This is a genomic window from Orientia chuto str. Dubai (genome assembly GCF_000964595.1).
GTDB classification, from domain to species: domain Bacteria; phylum Pseudomonadota; class Alphaproteobacteria; order Rickettsiales; family Rickettsiaceae; genus Orientia; species Orientia mediorientalis.
The window spans coordinates 1-15,645 of sequence record NZ_LANP01000008.1 but is presented as its reverse complement, the minus strand read 5'-3'; the positions used below and the strand labels follow the sequence as shown (position 1 = coordinate 15,645).

Below are 15,645 nucleotides of genomic sequence, written 5' to 3'. Positions count from 1 at the left end.
ATCAAAGGCACTTAAAAAAGCAATTTAGCACCTTATTACAATCAATCTTAGATAGCATAATATCATTTTCCATGCAACCATTACATTATATTACTTAATGATTTTTCTTGCACTAAATATTAATTTTAACTAAAATAGCAACAGCTTTTATAGTAAAATAATATTTTATATAAATCAATAAGTATTATACATTTGATTATGCTTATTTATATAAGTAGCAAACCATAAACTTGCTAAAATTATAAATACCTTAAAGAGCGCATTAATATTTTAAAGTATGAAAAATGAAAAATCTTTCTTTTCAGCAAATAATAATGCATCTACAGCAATTCTGGAGTAACAAAGGTTGCGCTATATTACAGCCCTATGATATTGAAGTTGGTGCTGGTACTTTTCATCCTGCTACAGTAATAAAGTTACTAGGACCAAATTCATGGCATGTAGCCTATGTTCAACCATCTAGGCGACCAGCTGATAGTAGATATGGCTGCCATCCTAATCGTTTACAACAATATTACCAATTTCAAGTCATTATAAAACCGTCACCAGATGATACTCAAGCTCTTTATTTACAAAGCTTAGAATACCTTAATATCAATACTAAAACTAATGACATTAGATTTGTAGAAGATGATTGGCAGTCCCCTACCCTTGGAGCTTCAGGTCTAGGATGGGAAGTATGGTGCAATGGAATGGAAATTTCACAAATTACATACTTACAACAAATAGCTAGTATAGAATGTAATCCTATACCTATTGAAATCACTTATGGACTTGAACGATTAGCAATGTACATACAAAAAGTTGATGATATAAAACTAATCAATTGGCATAATCAATCAGATTTAACATACGAAATGGTTAACCTAGAAAATGAACAACAATTTTCTGCTTACAATCGTAAATATGCTAATATAAAAATATTGTTTAAGCAGTTCGAAGAGGCTGAACAACAATGTCAATATTTAGTAAAACAAAATCTACCCCTACCAGCATATGATTTCTGTTTAAAAGCCAGCCACTTATTTAATTTACTTGATAGCAGAGGAGTAATTGGAACTGCTCAACGAACTAACTATATCACTAGAGTGCGCAATCTTGTTCAAATAGTATGTAATGAATATCGAAAAAATCTTAATTTATTAAATGCGTAGTTACAGTTTAATATTAGAGCTCTACTCTGAAGAAATTCCAGCAAAAATGCAAAAAAAAGCTGAATTAACATTTCAAGAAATTTTTACAAAAAATTTTAAATTAGCAAATCTTAGTTTTAATCATTTACGAGTATATATAGGTCCATGTAGAGTTGTTCTACACACAGAGTTTAATAGCATTAAACTAGCTGCTAAAACTATTACGCATAAGGGCCCTCAAGTCGGATCAACAAAATCAGCTATTGAAGGATTTTGCAAAGCAAAGTCTATTTCAAGTCAAAATTTAACTATAAAAACATTTAATAATAAGCAGTTTTATGTTTACACTGATATTATTCCATCTCAGCATATTAAGGATCTGTTACCTGAACTTATATTAAACTCTATTAAGGAATATACTTGGCCAAAATCAATGAAATGGGGCAATTATAAAATTAATTGGATTAGACCACTAAGAAATATCTTATGCGTTTTTAATAATAAGGAACTAAAAATTAGTTGGCATCATTTAACATCAAATAACAAAAGTTTTGGCCATAAATTTATCAGCCCAAGCAGCTTTGCTATTAATAACTGGGAAGATTATACTAAGAATTTAAGAAATAATTTTGTAATATTGGATAGATTAGAGCGGAAATCCATTATATTATCTTCTCTAAAAGAAGCATGTAAAAAACTTAGCGTTACTTTAAATTATAATGATAAATTACTTGATGAAGTAGCTGGTTTAGTTGAGTATCCTGTTATATTGCATAGTACAATACCTAATCAATTCCTTATTTTACCAGAAGAAATTATCACTACTTCTGTACAAACTCATCAAAAATACTTTACTACAAGAGACAACAACAATAAACTATCTCCACATTTTTTATTTGTGACTAATATTAACCCTACAGATTGTAGCAATATTATCGAAGGAAATAAAAAAGTATTATCATCACGATTAACTGATGCTAGATATTTTTTCAATCAAGACTGCAAATTCACATTATTTAGCAAAGTAGAAAAATTAAAAACAATAGTTTTTCATACAAAAATTGGCAGTGTATTTGATAAAGTACAGCGAATAAAACAAATATGCAACCAATTAGCTCCAAATGATCAAGAATTAGCTATTGCAGCTGAATTATGCAAATCAGACTTAATTTCAGAAGTTGTACAAGAATTTCCTAATCTGCAGGGAATAATAGGAAAATACTATGCTTTAAATGATAATTTAGGTGCTACAATTGCCAATATAATAGGTAACCATTATTCTCCCATTAACATTGATGATGAAGTACCTAATGGTAAGGCAGCAATTCTAGCTTTAGCTGATAAGATAGATAGTTTAACTAGCCTTTATTTAGCTGGAGAAAGAGCTACTAGCTCAAAAGATCCTTTCGCATTGCGTAGATATGCTTTTAGTATTGTCAGAATAATTTTAACTAACAAAATACAAATAAAATTATTAGACTTATTGACTTTTATCTATCAGCTTCATAACATTTATACTAATGATCTAATTACAGAAGTACTACTATTTATAATAGATAAAGCAAAATATCTACTTAAAGCAAAGTTTAACAAATTGTTAGTTGAAACAATATTCGAGCACAATAACTATGATAATCTTACTGAACTAGAATCAAAAATAAATATTCTGGATACATTTTTAGCATCATCAAAAGGACAAAAATTTCTTCAATCATATAAAAGAGCATTTAATATCATTAAAGATAAAAACACTCATCAAACAAAAATTGATATTAGTAAATTATAACTCAACAAGAAAAAATACTATATCAACAAATTCAAAATATTAACATTAAAGAATCAGCAGCTCAATTCTCAACTGAAAATCTTAATTCAGATCTTGATCAATTATCAGCTTTAAGTTTGCTAGTTGTAGAATTTCTAAATAATGTAGAAGTTAATAGTTCTGATGAACAACTTACCCATAACCGCAAGATTATATTACAATATGTAGTTCAGATTTGTAATAATATAGCTCCTTTTTACAAAATAATGGAGTATTATACCTAACTAATATAAACAAGATATACTAATAGTGAAATTAAGTGATATAAATACTGCTGTTCAATTTATCAATGAAGGAAAATTAGTTATATTTCCTACTGAAACTGTATATGGCATAGGAGCTGATGCTACCAATGACAGCGCTTGCCAAAATATTTATAAAGTAAAAGCTAGGCCAATCAATAATCCATTAATTATTCATGTCAGTAACATACAAGCTGCTCAAACTATAGGCATATTTAATGATCTTGCTATAAAACTAGCAACTTTATGGCCAGGCCCAATTAGTCTAATTGTACCACTTAACAAATCTGCAAAAATCAGCAGCAAAGCTACAGCAAATCTTGATACTGTAGCAATTAGAATTCCAGCTCATAAAACAGCCCTTAGATTACTACAATTAACACAAAAACCAATTGCTGCTCCAAGCGCTAATATATCAGGTTATCTTAGTCCGACTACCTATCAGCATGCTAATATTCATTTTCAAAATTCTCCAGAAATATTCATTCTTAAGGGGCAAAGATCTGCTTATGGACTAGAATCTACTATAATCGATACTACCACTGCAAAGCCAACAATATTACGTCATGGATTTATTACCCAAGAAATAATAAGAACTATCACTGGGCAAAATTCTATTACTCCAGAAAAAAAACAACATAATAACTTGTTAAAAGCCCCAGGAATGATGTTAAAACACTATTCTCCTATTACTAAAATCAGGTTAAACGCAATAAAGCTTTTTCCAAAAGAAGTTGGATTAAATTATGGATGTAATGTTTTACAAGGAAAGTATTGTTTAAACCTCAGCCCAAGCACTAATTTAATAGAAGCAGCAACAAACTTATATCATATGTTACACCAACTAGACAATTATGCACAAAATCCTCTCAATCAAGTTAATACTATCGCTATTGCTCCTATACCTAACATAGGCATAGGAGTTGCAATCAATGATAAACTTAATCGCGCAAGTACATATTAAGTATCCTCTTATAGTTAACAATTATAGTTAACAAAATAGCATTATTTATTGTAATATTGCAGCTCTTAGGCAACCTAGTAAAGGTTGATTTTGGAAATTAACATTACATTTATTAATTAATGAACAATGGAAAATCCAAGGCCTTAAACTAACTAAAGAAAATGCAGATGATAAACCTATATTCCTGAATTCACCAAGCATATTACTAATTTGTTATTTAAATGCTATTTAAAACAAAAATTGTTTCCTGATCTTGATAATCAAAGATTAAAGTGATAACATAAAATATGGGAAATAAACTCTTGTCTCTATTTTTTTACTACATACACATTCAATTGTTGAAGCTGTATTCAGTATGTTAAAAAATTATTTTGAGCTTGAATATGTGCGCTCGGTATAGAATATGTTTTTTGCATAATTATTGTCTATAGGTAAAATTGATCTTGTAAAGCAGATAGAATCAGTATGAAGATGAAAATAGGTTTTGCATAAGAATGATTATGCTCCCTATATTCGACCTTTTGAATAAAAATTCTTCTTCTTTGTATTGAATATGCCTTTGAGGCCTTTTCAATAGACAATGTTAATTCTACCAAGCATTACCAACCCTGCGTTGACAAACATTTAACTTATCCTCAAAAAAAGCTTATAACTCTCCTGTAATTCCTCTATATTGTTGTTATAATAGCGCTGCAGTATAAATACTATGAATGATAGGAGTTGTTTACAGGTTTTGCTTAAAGCTTTTCCATTATCTCCAATCAGATTTTTCCACCCTGCTGGAATAAAATTTCCAATAAAACGATAAAAAAAATTATGCCAATATTGCTACTGTTATTTTTAGCAATATTACAATCATTAATTATAATATCGTATACTGTATGTTGCATTTTGTGCCTCCAAAAATATAGCTATAGCAGTGATTCTAGAAAATAACATTTTTACAAATTATTCTAAAATTTTTATTCAAAAGGTAGAATTATAGGGTGCACAATCAGTTTTATGCAAAACCTATTTTCATCTTCATACTGATTCTATCTGCTTTACAAGACCAATTTTACCTATAGACAATGATATTAATAAAGAATTGCTTATTATATTTAAGTTTCAAAAGTCTTTTAAATTAAATATCTTTAATGTAAATAGGGAATTTAATCAAAACAAAAAATCAATATAATATATTTCATTACTTTGCTTACTAAGAACAGCTCTATATACGTGAATATTTTCTAACACTCTTTGTATATAGTTTCGCTTATTGAATGGAATCATTTCTATCCAATCAATCACCTTATACTTATCATCTTTATATTTGCATGGATCACCATATATTTCTATCCAACCCTTCATTCCTGTTCTACCTCTAACTCGAGATGGACCAGCATTATACGAAGCAGTAGCTAGTATATATGAACCATTATTAATCTCTAACATTCTTTTCCAGTAGTAACTACCAAGTTTAATGTTATGGCTAGGATCATCAATTAGCTTAGTGGTTATATGCGGAACTTTTAAAAATTTAGTAGCAACCTCTTGTGCTGTCGCAGGCATTATTTGCATCAATCCTTGATCATTAGATGCTCCGATAGCCCATTGATCAAACACTGATTCCTGTCTAATAGTGCTATATAGTATGTCCTTATCTATATAAGAATCTATCATGTGATATGGAGTAGGATAAGAATAGTGAGTAGAAAATAACGATTCACATGCAGCAAATTTAGTTAGCATGGCAATATAAGACACTTCTTTTATGCCAATCAATTCTTTCATGTTAATTAGTCTGCGTATAATGGCATAAATTTCGATATTGTTTTTAGCGTGTTTTATAGCTTGTATCGCATATATTTTTGATAATGCTAGTAAATCATGGCTTAGCAACATTTCCGCAGCTATTATGCATTCAATATCGCTAAATTCAACATTTTTTATATCAATTTGAGAATCAGAAAAAAGTGGTAAAATTTTATTCTCAGTTTCAAGCATAGCTAATTGCCCATAGAATGTATGTGGATACTGTGCAGCTTCTTTATAATAATTTTGAGCAGCTTGATTGTTTGCAGCTGCTTGGTAAGATCTACCTAACCAGTAATATGCCTTTGAGATGTCTATAGGTTGTGTAACTATTTGTGTCATCTTAATAAAATTGGTAATAGCATCAGTTGAGTTATTTAAAAATCTAAGAGCAATCCATCCAGCAAGCCAGCAAGCTTCAATAGAATCGCGTAAATTATTAGTTGTAGCGTCTTTTACAATATTATAAGCAGCAGAGTAATTACTAGTAGTTAGCAATCCCTTTGCAGCGGTTGATCTTAATTGCCACCATAAATCTGGAGAAAATAAAAAATTATCTGTAATTTTTGATTCCATAACTTGAGCAAAAAGTTGCTCTAGTTCAATAGTATAATCATTATTTTTTAGCTTGTAAGTTAAAAAGCTATATAACACCTCATTTTTATATCTATAATCCATTGGTAATTTGGCAAATAAATCTGCTGTGTTAGCATTATTATTTGCTGCTGCAATCATGAAGTTTAAAACCTGATGATTTAAGGTTTTATTGCTGATTTTGCTTAATAAAGCTTTAGCACTAGTAAGTTTATTTGCTAATATAAACTGCGCTACCTTAGCATAATAATCATCTTTTGTTAATAGATGAGCAAAATTATCTAAAAAGGGCACTATGTAATCTGTATCACAAAATTTCCAAGCTGTATGTATTATCTTCTTTCTTATATTTAGATCTACTATATTTTTCTGCGCTGCTAAAGCATGATAGTAATGGCCTCTAGCTGTTTGAGGATGATTTTTATTAAACCATGTAATTATTAGATTTTGGTCAGTAAAATTATTAATAACTTTTTCAGCTTGTCTAGCTATAGATTTTTCTTGTGGATAATTGGGATTAGCTTGTAGAAAATCTGTAATCTCTTCTAATGTTATATCATTATTATGATGCAGAAATTTTTGCGATAAAGCTATGTTGTATAAAATTTTATTATCAGAATTTTTAGCAGATAACACAGCATCATCCCACTGCTTATTTTTCAAATGCTGATATGTCATATTTTCATATGATTCTTGAGACAATACTGAATACAATAAATAAATATTGATAATAATGATGAGAAAGATTAATTTAATAATTTTCATATTATATATTATCTCTAAAATCTATAGAATGAAGGTATATCTTATGTATACAGTATTTGCTTTTCCTGGTCAAGGATTACAATTTGTTGGTATGGGAAAAGATTTATATGAGAATTTTTCTGTAGCTAGGGATGTTTTTCATGAAATAAACGATGTTATGTCTGAAAGACTAACAAATATTATGTTTAATGGGCCTATTAATACTCTAACTTTAACTAAATATGCTCAATTAGCAATTATGGCAATGTCAATGGCAATAATCAGGGTATTAGAACACCAGTCTGCTAGAAAATGTTTTCAAATAGCAGATTATGTAGCTGGTCATTCTTTAGGGGAGTATAGTGCGCTATGTGCTGCAGATAGTTTACCATTATATGGTGTTACAAAATTATTAAAAGTTAGAGCCGATGCTATGCATGCTGCAGCATCTGAATGCAGTGGTAATATGGCAGCTTGCTTTGGCATTACTATGGAAGAATTGAAGCCTATTCTTAAGCATTGTTCCACTATTGGAGTATGTGAGATTGCTAATGATAATATATTGGGGCGGGTAGTTATTAGTGGTCATACTGCTGCAATTAATTTAGCAATAGAAATGTTACGTGCTTATGGAAAAAAAGCTATCAGATTAAATGTAAGCGGCCCATTTCACTGTTCATTAATGGCAAAAGCTACAAAAATATTTCAGCAAGCGATCGACAAAGCAGATATTAAGCCCCCTAAAACTGCAGTTATTGCTAATTATAGTGCCGATATTGTTACTATGCCAGTTGACATTAAAAATTGCTTAATAAAACAGATAGAAAGGACTGTAAGATGGCGGGAAATTTTAAATTTATTGCAAAAAAAAAATGTTAGTAGATTTGTTGAAATAGGACCTGGAAAAGTTTTAATTAATTTAGCTAAACAAGGGCAATATAATTTTAAATGCAGTAGTATTAACTCAATACATGAAATTGATTCTTTCTTGAAAAATATATAATATCATTGTGTAAATGTTACTTGAAATTTTCTGCATAGCTTTTTGGAATCAATTTTCGAGGCTTAGGTGTAATTAATTCATAATCCAAATAGTTATTAAGGCAAAATTTTACTGCGCTTGATTTATTATTAAAGTGAATTATTGTTGCAGCTTGGGGATTAGTAGTACCAGTCCATCCTAGTATTCTATCAATAAATCTGTTATTTTGTTCCCCGCAGTAGAAATCTACTACCCAAAGCTTACTAGTTAAACCTGATTGAGTTGGTGATTTAGATAGTTGATAAATTCTAACTTGCATACTTAGTATTAATAGTGTTAAATTAAAATTTATATTCTAAATTATAATTATTAATGAATAAAGAAAAATCTATTGATGATATGAGCTTTGAGGAAGCATTAAATGAGCTAGAACAAATAGTTAAAATAGTAGATTCTGGGCAGGAAAAGCTAGAGGATATTATTAAAGCTTTTGAAAGAGGGGCTGCTCTAAAGAAACATTGTGAAAAAAAACTAAGCGAAGCTAAGTTTAGAATTGAAAAAGTAGTTAATGACAATGCAAACAATGTAAGCAGCACTGAAGTAAAATTATAAAACTTTGCTGTTTTCAGAGCATTAAGTTATTTAAAATGCTGATTTTTATATAAATAAAAGAATTAATAAAGTTACACAAATGATTTAAATGATGTAATTGATATATTGAAAATAATGTGTCTTGAAAGAGTGGAATAATTCTTTGATTTTATATGCCTTCTATATTGCAATTTTCTTCTATTATTATCTTAATCTTTATATTGACTATAAAAAAAACAGTACTTAATATTGCATATGCTGTTATAGCTCATTAAGTAATTAACTTCATATATGCTTTATACCTTGATGCTAATACTTCCTTTTCTGATTTATTAGGCAAATTATAAGCACTTTGTTGTTCTTATATTTGTTATTGCTTTTCTTTATACAGAAAAGCATATTAAACCTTTAAGAGAAAAGCAAATCGTTTTAGCCTATCAATTCATAATTTTAGAAGCTAGCATATATATTTTATTTTGAATAGCCTGTGTAAATGTTCTTATTATTTTTATGTTTAGTATAATTTTAACAATATATATAATTATTGCTGTAATAATACAAGAATATATAACGTCAGCTGGATAATGCATTGCCAATGCTATTCTTGATACTCCTACCATTACAACTACTATTACTCCTATAAATTTGCCTATTGTATTTAACTTATCCCATAAAAAAAATGTGATAAAAAATGCGATTCCAGTATGAGCACTGGGGAAACTAGTAAAGCAATTAATATATTCTGTTTTAAAATCTATAACTGTTTGTATTTCTGATAGTGAGCAGCAAGGTCTAGTAAAACTAAACAGATGCTTTAATTTGTTATATATCAGTAAAAACATTACATATGCTGCTCCCACATGTAACAAATAATCGAAAGTTATATTAAATTGCCGAGCACGGTCTTCACTGTAATAATTTCTAAGTTTAGAAAAAAAATAAAAAGCTAGTAATAAATAATATATTGTAAAATTTTTAGCATAGAATATTCTAGAAATATAATAGAATATTTTAGCTATATATTCATTACTATTCGTAATTTGATTAATTATTAAGAATAACTTAACATTCCACCCATTAAAATCATATAACCATGCTTTCATGATTTTTATTTTCCTGTTATATTTTATATATATTTTAGTGTTTATATTATATGTTAAGTAAGTATTAATCAATATAATTTTAAAGATATTTTGTAAAAATTTATGTGGAAAATTGTTGTTTTAGGATGTGGGCCATCTTTAGGAGTACCTATTGTTGGCTGCAAATGCTCAGTTTGCATTTCTGATACTGAGTTTAATAAAAGGTTAAGATCATCTTTATACCTTCAATATAATAACGAAGTTTCAATTTTAATTGATTGTGGTTGTGATATTAGGTTTCAATTGTTAAGAGCTAATATTACAAAGCTGGATGCTGTAATTCTTACTCACCGTCATTCTGATCATGTAGCAGGTATAGATAATTTAAGAGTTTTTGCATATCAAAATAGTTGTGCTTTAGATGTTTATGCTAATGTGGAAACTATAGATTATATTACTAAAAACTATAGTTATTTATTTAAAAAAAATTTGTTGAATGCTATAAAAATCGATGACTATAGTATGATTAATATTAATGGTAAAGAAATAATTACTTTTCAGCAAAATCATGGAGAAATTAATAGCTTAGGAATAAGAATTAAAAATTTTGTTTATTCAAATGATGTTAGAGAATTTCCTGAAAAAAGTCATCAATTTCTCCATAAGATTGATGTTTGGGTGCTAGATTGTTTGCAAAAAATAGCAACTGATGCTCATGCAGGATTAGATGAGATTATTAAATGGAATAAAAAATTCATGCCTAAAAAAATTTATTTAACAAATATGAATCATACAATTGATTATTATCAAATTCAGCATATTCTGCCAGAAAATGTTAATATAGCTTATGATGGATTAAAGTTTTTTATAGAATGAAAAAATACTAGTGTATGTAGGGGATTGAATAATTTTGCATGATTAAATAGTCTAGCAATAAAAACAAATAGATAAGAAACTATGAGAACAAATGTGGAGGATATGATAAACATTTTGTATAAAATAACCTACCTGAACAACAATCGATTAAGCAAGAAATAACTAAGACTAAGAAAGAAATGAAGCAACTTAGCCATAGTATAATAAACTATTATGTATCTCAAAACCCTGCTACTATCAATCGTAACATTAATAAACTTGTATTAAAAAAATTATTGCTCAAACATCAGAAGTAAACAGCAAAAAAAAGGGGCTCTATGGACTAGAAACCACTCAGATAAAGTAGCACAGATTGCCTTTAAAGTTGCTCAAATTCCTCAAGATTTAAATCATGATTATGGTATTCCTACTAATCAAGATTTACAAAACGCTTTTAAGGAAAAAATATAGAAGATTAAGAAATCAAAGCCAGTAATGATATAAAAATACATAATTATATAACTAAACAGAGCAGCGTAACTAATTTTGCGACAACTATTGCATTAAACTTTGTCTATAGAAAGATTGATTTTATAGCAGATGGTAGCAGTATGAAGATAATAGGTTTTTTGCATATGCGTAGGGGCTAACCCTATGACTTTCTGTCCCTGCCTCTTATAGCAATCTTAAATTACTAAACAAAATACGCCTTAACTCTTACTCTTCACTAATATTTGTTAGGCTGCCTATATCATTTTTAGGTGATAAATATCATTGTAATGAATCTGATTATTGATTTTATTAGCAATTTATTCTTGCTGCTTCTTCTTTTAACCTCTTTAGTCATATAGTATTCACTATTTTGACCATTTTCATGATATAACTTTAATACTCTATTTGATTTTAATACTTGCCTGACTATTATTTGTCTTTTAGCTATCATATCTTTAACAGCTCTTTCAACATCCTGTTTAGTGAAAACAAGATTGATATTCGTTATATGATTTAATACTTCATTAGTATCGCTAATAATCTTAAGATGGGCCTCTTTTCGTAACTATTTGGCCATTTAATTAATAAAGCTTCTTATTCAATAGGACCAATATGCTGGTACTGTACTTATCTGATCTACTCTGTTATCCAATCCTAAGTCAGCAAAATATTCGTTTGTTACTTACCTTTTCATGAATAATTTTAGATTCTGGAATGATAAATGCCTTACCTTTTGTTGTTCTAAATTGCGGTTCTAAATCAACAGCCTTTGCTCCTAAACTTGTTCCATCTTCTTCTTTGAATCTCTAGTAGTAAACATGTACATGTTTATCGCCTCTATGAGGTTTATGAATATCTATCTGCACTCCAGTTTCACCCATTTCATCTTCTTAACTATTCGGTGTGTAATCTCTATTCTATCATCTAAATTCAACTCTTTATCATCTGGCGAAGATATTGCTATATCTTTTAATAGCTGGTATTTCTTCTTGTTTCAGTTCGTTCTACCTCACTCATTAATGTTTGTATATTTTTGAATTTTTGATTTACATAATCTGGTATTAGCACTGTATAGTATATGTTATCTTGCCTACTAGAAAAATTATAACTTGTATTTGTTTGTTCATTTTTAACAAAAATTCATGCATTATACGCTGCTTCGTAGCGTTATATACTGGAGCTAGAAAAACAAATGTGTTAGAGATGAAATGGAACAATATATATTTTGTTAAAAAAATACGGAAGAGGTAATAGAAATCTTATAAAAGAGGAAATTAGAATCTAAAAGTGAATGGGCTACAAATATAGTAGCAAAAGCGGACAATTAGAGTATCCATATAGAGCATGGTATAAAATTTGTCAAAAGGCGCATAGAAAATTTAAGAATACACGATTTAAGAAGAACATTAGGACGTTGGATTGCAGGTGCAGGTCAGTATATAATTGGTGCAACATTGAATCATAGGTAAAAAAAATCAACTGGTACTTATGCTAGAGTTAGTTTAGAGAACCAAATGACAGTATATATCAAAGTTGCACAGAATGAATGTACTAGAAATTCTTAACCATAATGCCAACTAATACAAAACTTTGCATAAGTAAGAAATGTGCATGTGTGCAACCTAATTATCGCATGTAATATCTGCGTTTAAAGATGTTCAGCTAATTTTAACTTCTTAGTAGAATAAGTTTTCTCATGCTATAATTACAGCTACAGATGGTTATAATATACAAAAGTTATATTGGTCATTATATCGAGGTTATTTTGAAGGCTTAATTATAGATAAATGAAGTATAGTGCTAGCTGAAGTAGGTCTAGGAATAGTATTATTAAATAGCGTTCATGCTAAACTATGCTTAGTATCTATAGTTACAGGTATTATACTATGTTGTGTAGAGATTAGGCAACAGTAGACTTATTAAAAGTATTTCGACATTGAATGTAGCACAATTGCTAACAATATGCTACTTAATATGCGTTTTGGATGGCGGATTTAATTACTAGCAAGTTTAATAGTTAGTAATGATAAGTTCATTAACATGATTACGTTGTTCATTTGATATTCCAGTACAACTTTTTTAATTAAAATATTGGAATGATTAAAAGATTTACTTCTTTCCAAGATTTTATCTGAGATTGGAGTATGTTAATGGGGTAGGTATAATTTATTAAAGCTAGAGATGAAAAACAATGTTATGTTACTACAGTGAGAGCTTACTAAATAAGCTGTTTATATTCAATTTGAGATTTAATACAAAAATTGATCTCGATAATGTTGAAAAAGCTTTTGCTAAGGAATATCATGGACAGCAAGATACAGGAGAACCTACGCATCCATTTGCTGTTCAACAACATAATCCAGAGGCAGTAAATATTCTTATAAAAGCAGGTATAAATCTTGATATAAAAGCTATTAACATTGGATTAACTGCTTTACAGATGGCTGCTATGATTGGTAATTTAAGTGCTATTAAGTCTCTTATATCTGCAGGTGCAGATCTTAATATAGGTGATAAGAATAATTGTACTGCTGCACATTATGCTGCTATGGCAGATTATTCAGAAATTATCAGGCTGCTTATACTTGGAAGTGCAGATGTTAATATAAAAAATAATGATGGACAAACTGCTTTACATTATGCTGCTGATAAAGGTTATTCAGGCACTGTAAATGTTCTTATAAAAGCAGGTGCAGATGTTAATATACAAGATAATGGTGGAAAAACTGCTTTACATTATGCTGCCAATAAAGGTTATTCAGGCACTGTAAATGTTCTTATAAAAGAATAGATGTTAATATACAAGATAATGATGGAAAAACTGCTTTACTATGCTGCTAATAAAGGTTATTCAGGCACTGTAAATGTTCTTATAAAAGCAGGTACAGATGTTAATATACAAGATATAATGATGAACGAACTGCTTTCAAATTAGCTTTGCATGTGAGGCAGATAAGTACTGCAGATACAATTAAACGTTTAAAGCTAACTAAAAGTATAATTAAGCTCTGTGAAGATCAACAAGCATTAGGATGTAAATTGACATCAGTTGCATCACATTTAAAAGAAGATAAATTGCTGAAGTTACAGAATGATGATTGTCTAAAACATTATTAAGTTATATTAACAATAATTATCTCTTATTCTATAGTAATAATTTTCTGAATGTTTTCATGATATAGATTTAGTAATCTATTAACCTCTTCTGGATTCTTTTTTACAGCGTGATAGCTGGTGATTAAATCAAGATTAATATCAGATAAAAAACATTGTTTAAAAAGATGCTTAACTTGAAAAGCCCCTCCACCAGGTTCATACTAATTATAGTATAGTCCCGAAGGAAGGTGTTCTAATAATTTATTAATAATTCTCCTTTTACTGCCAACCTAATGAAGAAAATGTTTATTGATAATTGCGCTACTGACATAATTTTATTATAAATAATCTCTGCTGTATATTATGGCAAAAAATAGGCTTTAACAGCAGCAATAATCATTATTGCAAAGCTTTTTTAAATGATTTTAAAAAACTGAATTGATAATATAACTTTATAATACATGCTGCTATAAGTTAAGTGCTAATTTAATATTATACTTCAACTGAGAGATAACCTTAATCTCAATGAACTATATGTTTAATTTCTTTAATATTTTTGTATAAGTGTTCTTAATTGCTATTTTCACTTTTCTCTTCCTATTATAGCAAATATAATCCCAGGAGTTAGTATTAGAAGGTAGTTAGATTGACTATTAGATAGTCTATTTGCAGAAAAGTACAAATAAGTTATCTAAAACACTAGCGAACAAATACTTAATAAATCTTCAAGTATAACTAAAAATAGTTTCTTTTTTAAGGAATTAACTTGACTCTAAATCGAGATATACTATATTAATTTTATTGTTTATTTAGAAAATGAGTATAGCGAGTGGTTTAATGGGCTATTATCTTCACTAACAAAAGTTTGTAATATGAGTCCACATACTAAAACAACACAACAAGCCGATAGGCCTTTAAAGAGCATTGTGATCAATACCTGAGTTAAACTTATCCAGAAACTATAAGTTTTTTGAGTGAAGTTTTTCAGAATTTTATTACCCAAAAGATTCTCAAGAAGATTCTCATTTTAAGAATCTGTTGGATGACTTTAAAAATTCAAACACTTAACAAAATTTAATGAACTAATTGAACCAATCGGATTAAGGTTGTAGTATTAGTAGCATGCTTCGAAGGATTAATAATGATAAATTAGGTGCTTTGCAAGGAGTACTGCAACAATTATTGCTCGATGTAGAAAAATTAGAAACATTAAAAACATTAGGAATAAAATTTTCTACTCTCTCTAGTATA

General features: G+C 28.8%; 11 protein-coding genes and 2 pseudogenes. 8 read left to right on the top strand and 5 right to left on the bottom strand.

From position 1 onward, the window contains the following. The first annotated feature begins 284 nt into the window (after nt 1-284). The 3 genes from OCHUTO_RS01760 (at nt 285) to OCHUTO_RS01750 (ending at nt 4,164) form a co-directional block, all read left to right on the top strand. Nucleotides 285-1,154: a glycine--tRNA ligase subunit alpha gene (locus OCHUTO_RS01760; RefSeq protein WP_045797139.1), complete on the top strand. Its 870-nt coding sequence runs from the start codon at nt 285-287 to the stop codon at nt 1,152-1,154. Beyond that, on the top strand, nt 1,147-2,919 hold the full coding sequence (gene glyS / locus OCHUTO_RS01755) for a glycine--tRNA ligase subunit beta (RefSeq protein ID WP_232296924.1): 1,773 nt from the start codon (nt 1,147-1,149) through the stop codon (nt 2,917-2,919). Before OCHUTO_RS01760 ends, glyS begins: the two co-directional genes overlap by 8 nt. 288 nt (nt 2,920-3,207) lie before the next feature. Next, nucleotides 3,208-4,164 carry an L-threonylcarbamoyladenylate synthase gene (locus OCHUTO_RS01750; protein WP_198139649.1) on the top strand — a complete coding sequence of 319 codons (957 nt, stop codon included), beginning with the start codon at nt 3,208-3,210 and terminating at the stop codon, nt 4,162-4,164. Nucleotides 4,165-4,925: 761 nt separating this feature from the next. On the opposite strand, the gene OCHUTO_RS06760 is transcribed toward OCHUTO_RS01750, so the two are convergent. Both OCHUTO_RS06760 and OCHUTO_RS01745 read right to left on the bottom strand, forming a co-directional pair. Further along, entirely contained in the window at nt 4,926-5,054 is a 129-nt protein-coding gene (locus OCHUTO_RS06760) for a hypothetical protein (RefSeq protein WP_269745472.1), read from the bottom strand. 265 nt (nt 5,055-5,319) lie between these two features. Continuing rightward, the gene (locus OCHUTO_RS01745; protein ID WP_232296923.1) at nt 5,320-7,230 is read right to left on the bottom strand and encodes a lytic transglycosylase domain-containing protein; all 1,911 of its coding nucleotides are present in this window, start codon (nt 7,228-7,230) and stop codon (nt 5,320-5,322) included. A gap of 130 nt (nt 7,231-7,360) precedes the next feature. Here OCHUTO_RS01745 and OCHUTO_RS01740 point away from each other — a divergent pair, with 130 nt between their 5' ends. Next, entirely contained in the window at nt 7,361-8,299 is a 939-nt protein-coding gene (locus tag OCHUTO_RS01740; protein ID WP_045797163.1) for an ACP S-malonyltransferase, read from the top strand. Between the two features lie 16 nt (nt 8,300-8,315). Here the strand turns inward: OCHUTO_RS01740 and OCHUTO_RS01735 are convergent, their stop codons facing one another. Beyond that, nucleotides 8,316-8,597 (bottom strand): NADH dehydrogenase ubiquinone Fe-S protein 4, encoded by a 282-nt coding sequence (locus OCHUTO_RS01735; protein ID WP_045797137.1) that lies wholly within the window; start codon nt 8,595-8,597, stop codon nt 8,316-8,318. A 53-nt stretch (nt 8,598-8,650) separates the two neighbouring features. Between OCHUTO_RS01735 and OCHUTO_RS01730 the strand changes: the two genes are divergently transcribed. Next, nucleotides 8,651-8,890 carry an exodeoxyribonuclease VII small subunit gene (locus OCHUTO_RS01730; protein ID WP_045797136.1) on the top strand — a complete coding sequence of 80 codons (240 nt, stop codon included), beginning with the start codon at nt 8,651-8,653 and terminating at the stop codon, nt 8,888-8,890. Nucleotides 8,891-9,306: 416 nt separating this feature from the next. Here OCHUTO_RS01730 and OCHUTO_RS01725 read toward each other — a convergent pair whose 3' ends face one another. After that, nucleotides 9,307-9,972: a phosphatase PAP2 family protein gene (locus OCHUTO_RS01725; protein WP_045797135.1), complete on the bottom strand. Its 666-nt coding sequence runs from the start codon at nt 9,970-9,972 to the stop codon at nt 9,307-9,309. Between the two features lie 102 nt (nt 9,973-10,074). Between OCHUTO_RS01725 and OCHUTO_RS01720 the strand changes: the two genes are divergently transcribed. The 3 genes and pseudogenes from OCHUTO_RS01720 (at nt 10,075) to OCHUTO_RS05735 (ending at nt 14,415) form a co-directional block, all read left to right on the top strand. Next, nucleotides 10,075-10,827: an MBL fold metallo-hydrolase gene (locus OCHUTO_RS01720; protein WP_045797134.1), complete on the top strand. Its 753-nt coding sequence runs from the start codon at nt 10,075-10,077 to the stop codon at nt 10,825-10,827. Nucleotides 10,828-13,489: 2,662 nt separating this feature from the next. Continuing rightward, nucleotides 13,490-14,233 (top strand): annotated as a pseudogene (locus OCHUTO_RS01715) (ankyrin repeat domain-containing protein). An 8-nt stretch (nt 14,234-14,241) separates the two neighbouring features. Beyond that, the gene (locus tag OCHUTO_RS05735) at nt 14,242-14,415 is read left to right on the top strand and encodes a hypothetical protein (RefSeq protein WP_156961267.1); all 174 of its coding nucleotides are present in this window, start codon (nt 14,242-14,244) and stop codon (nt 14,413-14,415) included. A 12-nt stretch (nt 14,416-14,427) separates the two neighbouring features. On the opposite strand, the pseudogene OCHUTO_RS06270 reads toward OCHUTO_RS05735, so the two are convergent. Continuing rightward, nucleotides 14,428-14,666 (bottom strand): annotated as a pseudogene (locus tag OCHUTO_RS06270) (DNA adenine methylase); the annotation flags it as partial. Nucleotides 14,667-15,645: the final 979 nt, after the last annotated feature.

Bases quoted from the DNA above. Each gene is read 5' to 3' on its own strand.
- OCHUTO_RS01760 (WP_045797139.1), top strand. From the start codon at position 285: ATGAAAAATCTTTCTTTTCAGCAAATAATAATGCATCTACAGCAATTC.
- glyS (WP_232296924.1), top strand. From the start codon at position 1,147: ATGCGTAGTTACAGTTTAATATTAGAGCTCTACTCTGAAGAAATTCCA.
- OCHUTO_RS06760 (WP_269745472.1), bottom strand. From the start codon at position 5,054: ATGCAACATACAGTATACGATATTATAATTAATGATTGTAATATTGCT.
- OCHUTO_RS01745 (WP_232296923.1), bottom strand. From the start codon at position 7,230: ATGACATATCAGCATTTGAAAAATAAGCAGTGGGATGATGCTGTGTTA.
- OCHUTO_RS01740 (WP_045797163.1), top strand. From the start codon at position 7,361: ATGTATACAGTATTTGCTTTTCCTGGTCAAGGATTACAATTTGTTGGT.
- OCHUTO_RS01735 (WP_045797137.1), bottom strand. From the start codon at position 8,597: ATGCAAGTTAGAATTTATCAACTATCTAAATCACCAACTCAATCAGGT.
- OCHUTO_RS01730 (WP_045797136.1), top strand. From the start codon at position 8,651: ATGAATAAAGAAAAATCTATTGATGATATGAGCTTTGAGGAAGCATTA.
- OCHUTO_RS01725 (WP_045797135.1), bottom strand. From the start codon at position 9,972: ATGAAAGCATGGTTATATGATTTTAATGGGTGGAATGTTAAGTTATTC.
- OCHUTO_RS01720 (WP_045797134.1), top strand. From the start codon at position 10,075: ATGTGGAAAATTGTTGTTTTAGGATGTGGGCCATCTTTAGGAGTACCT.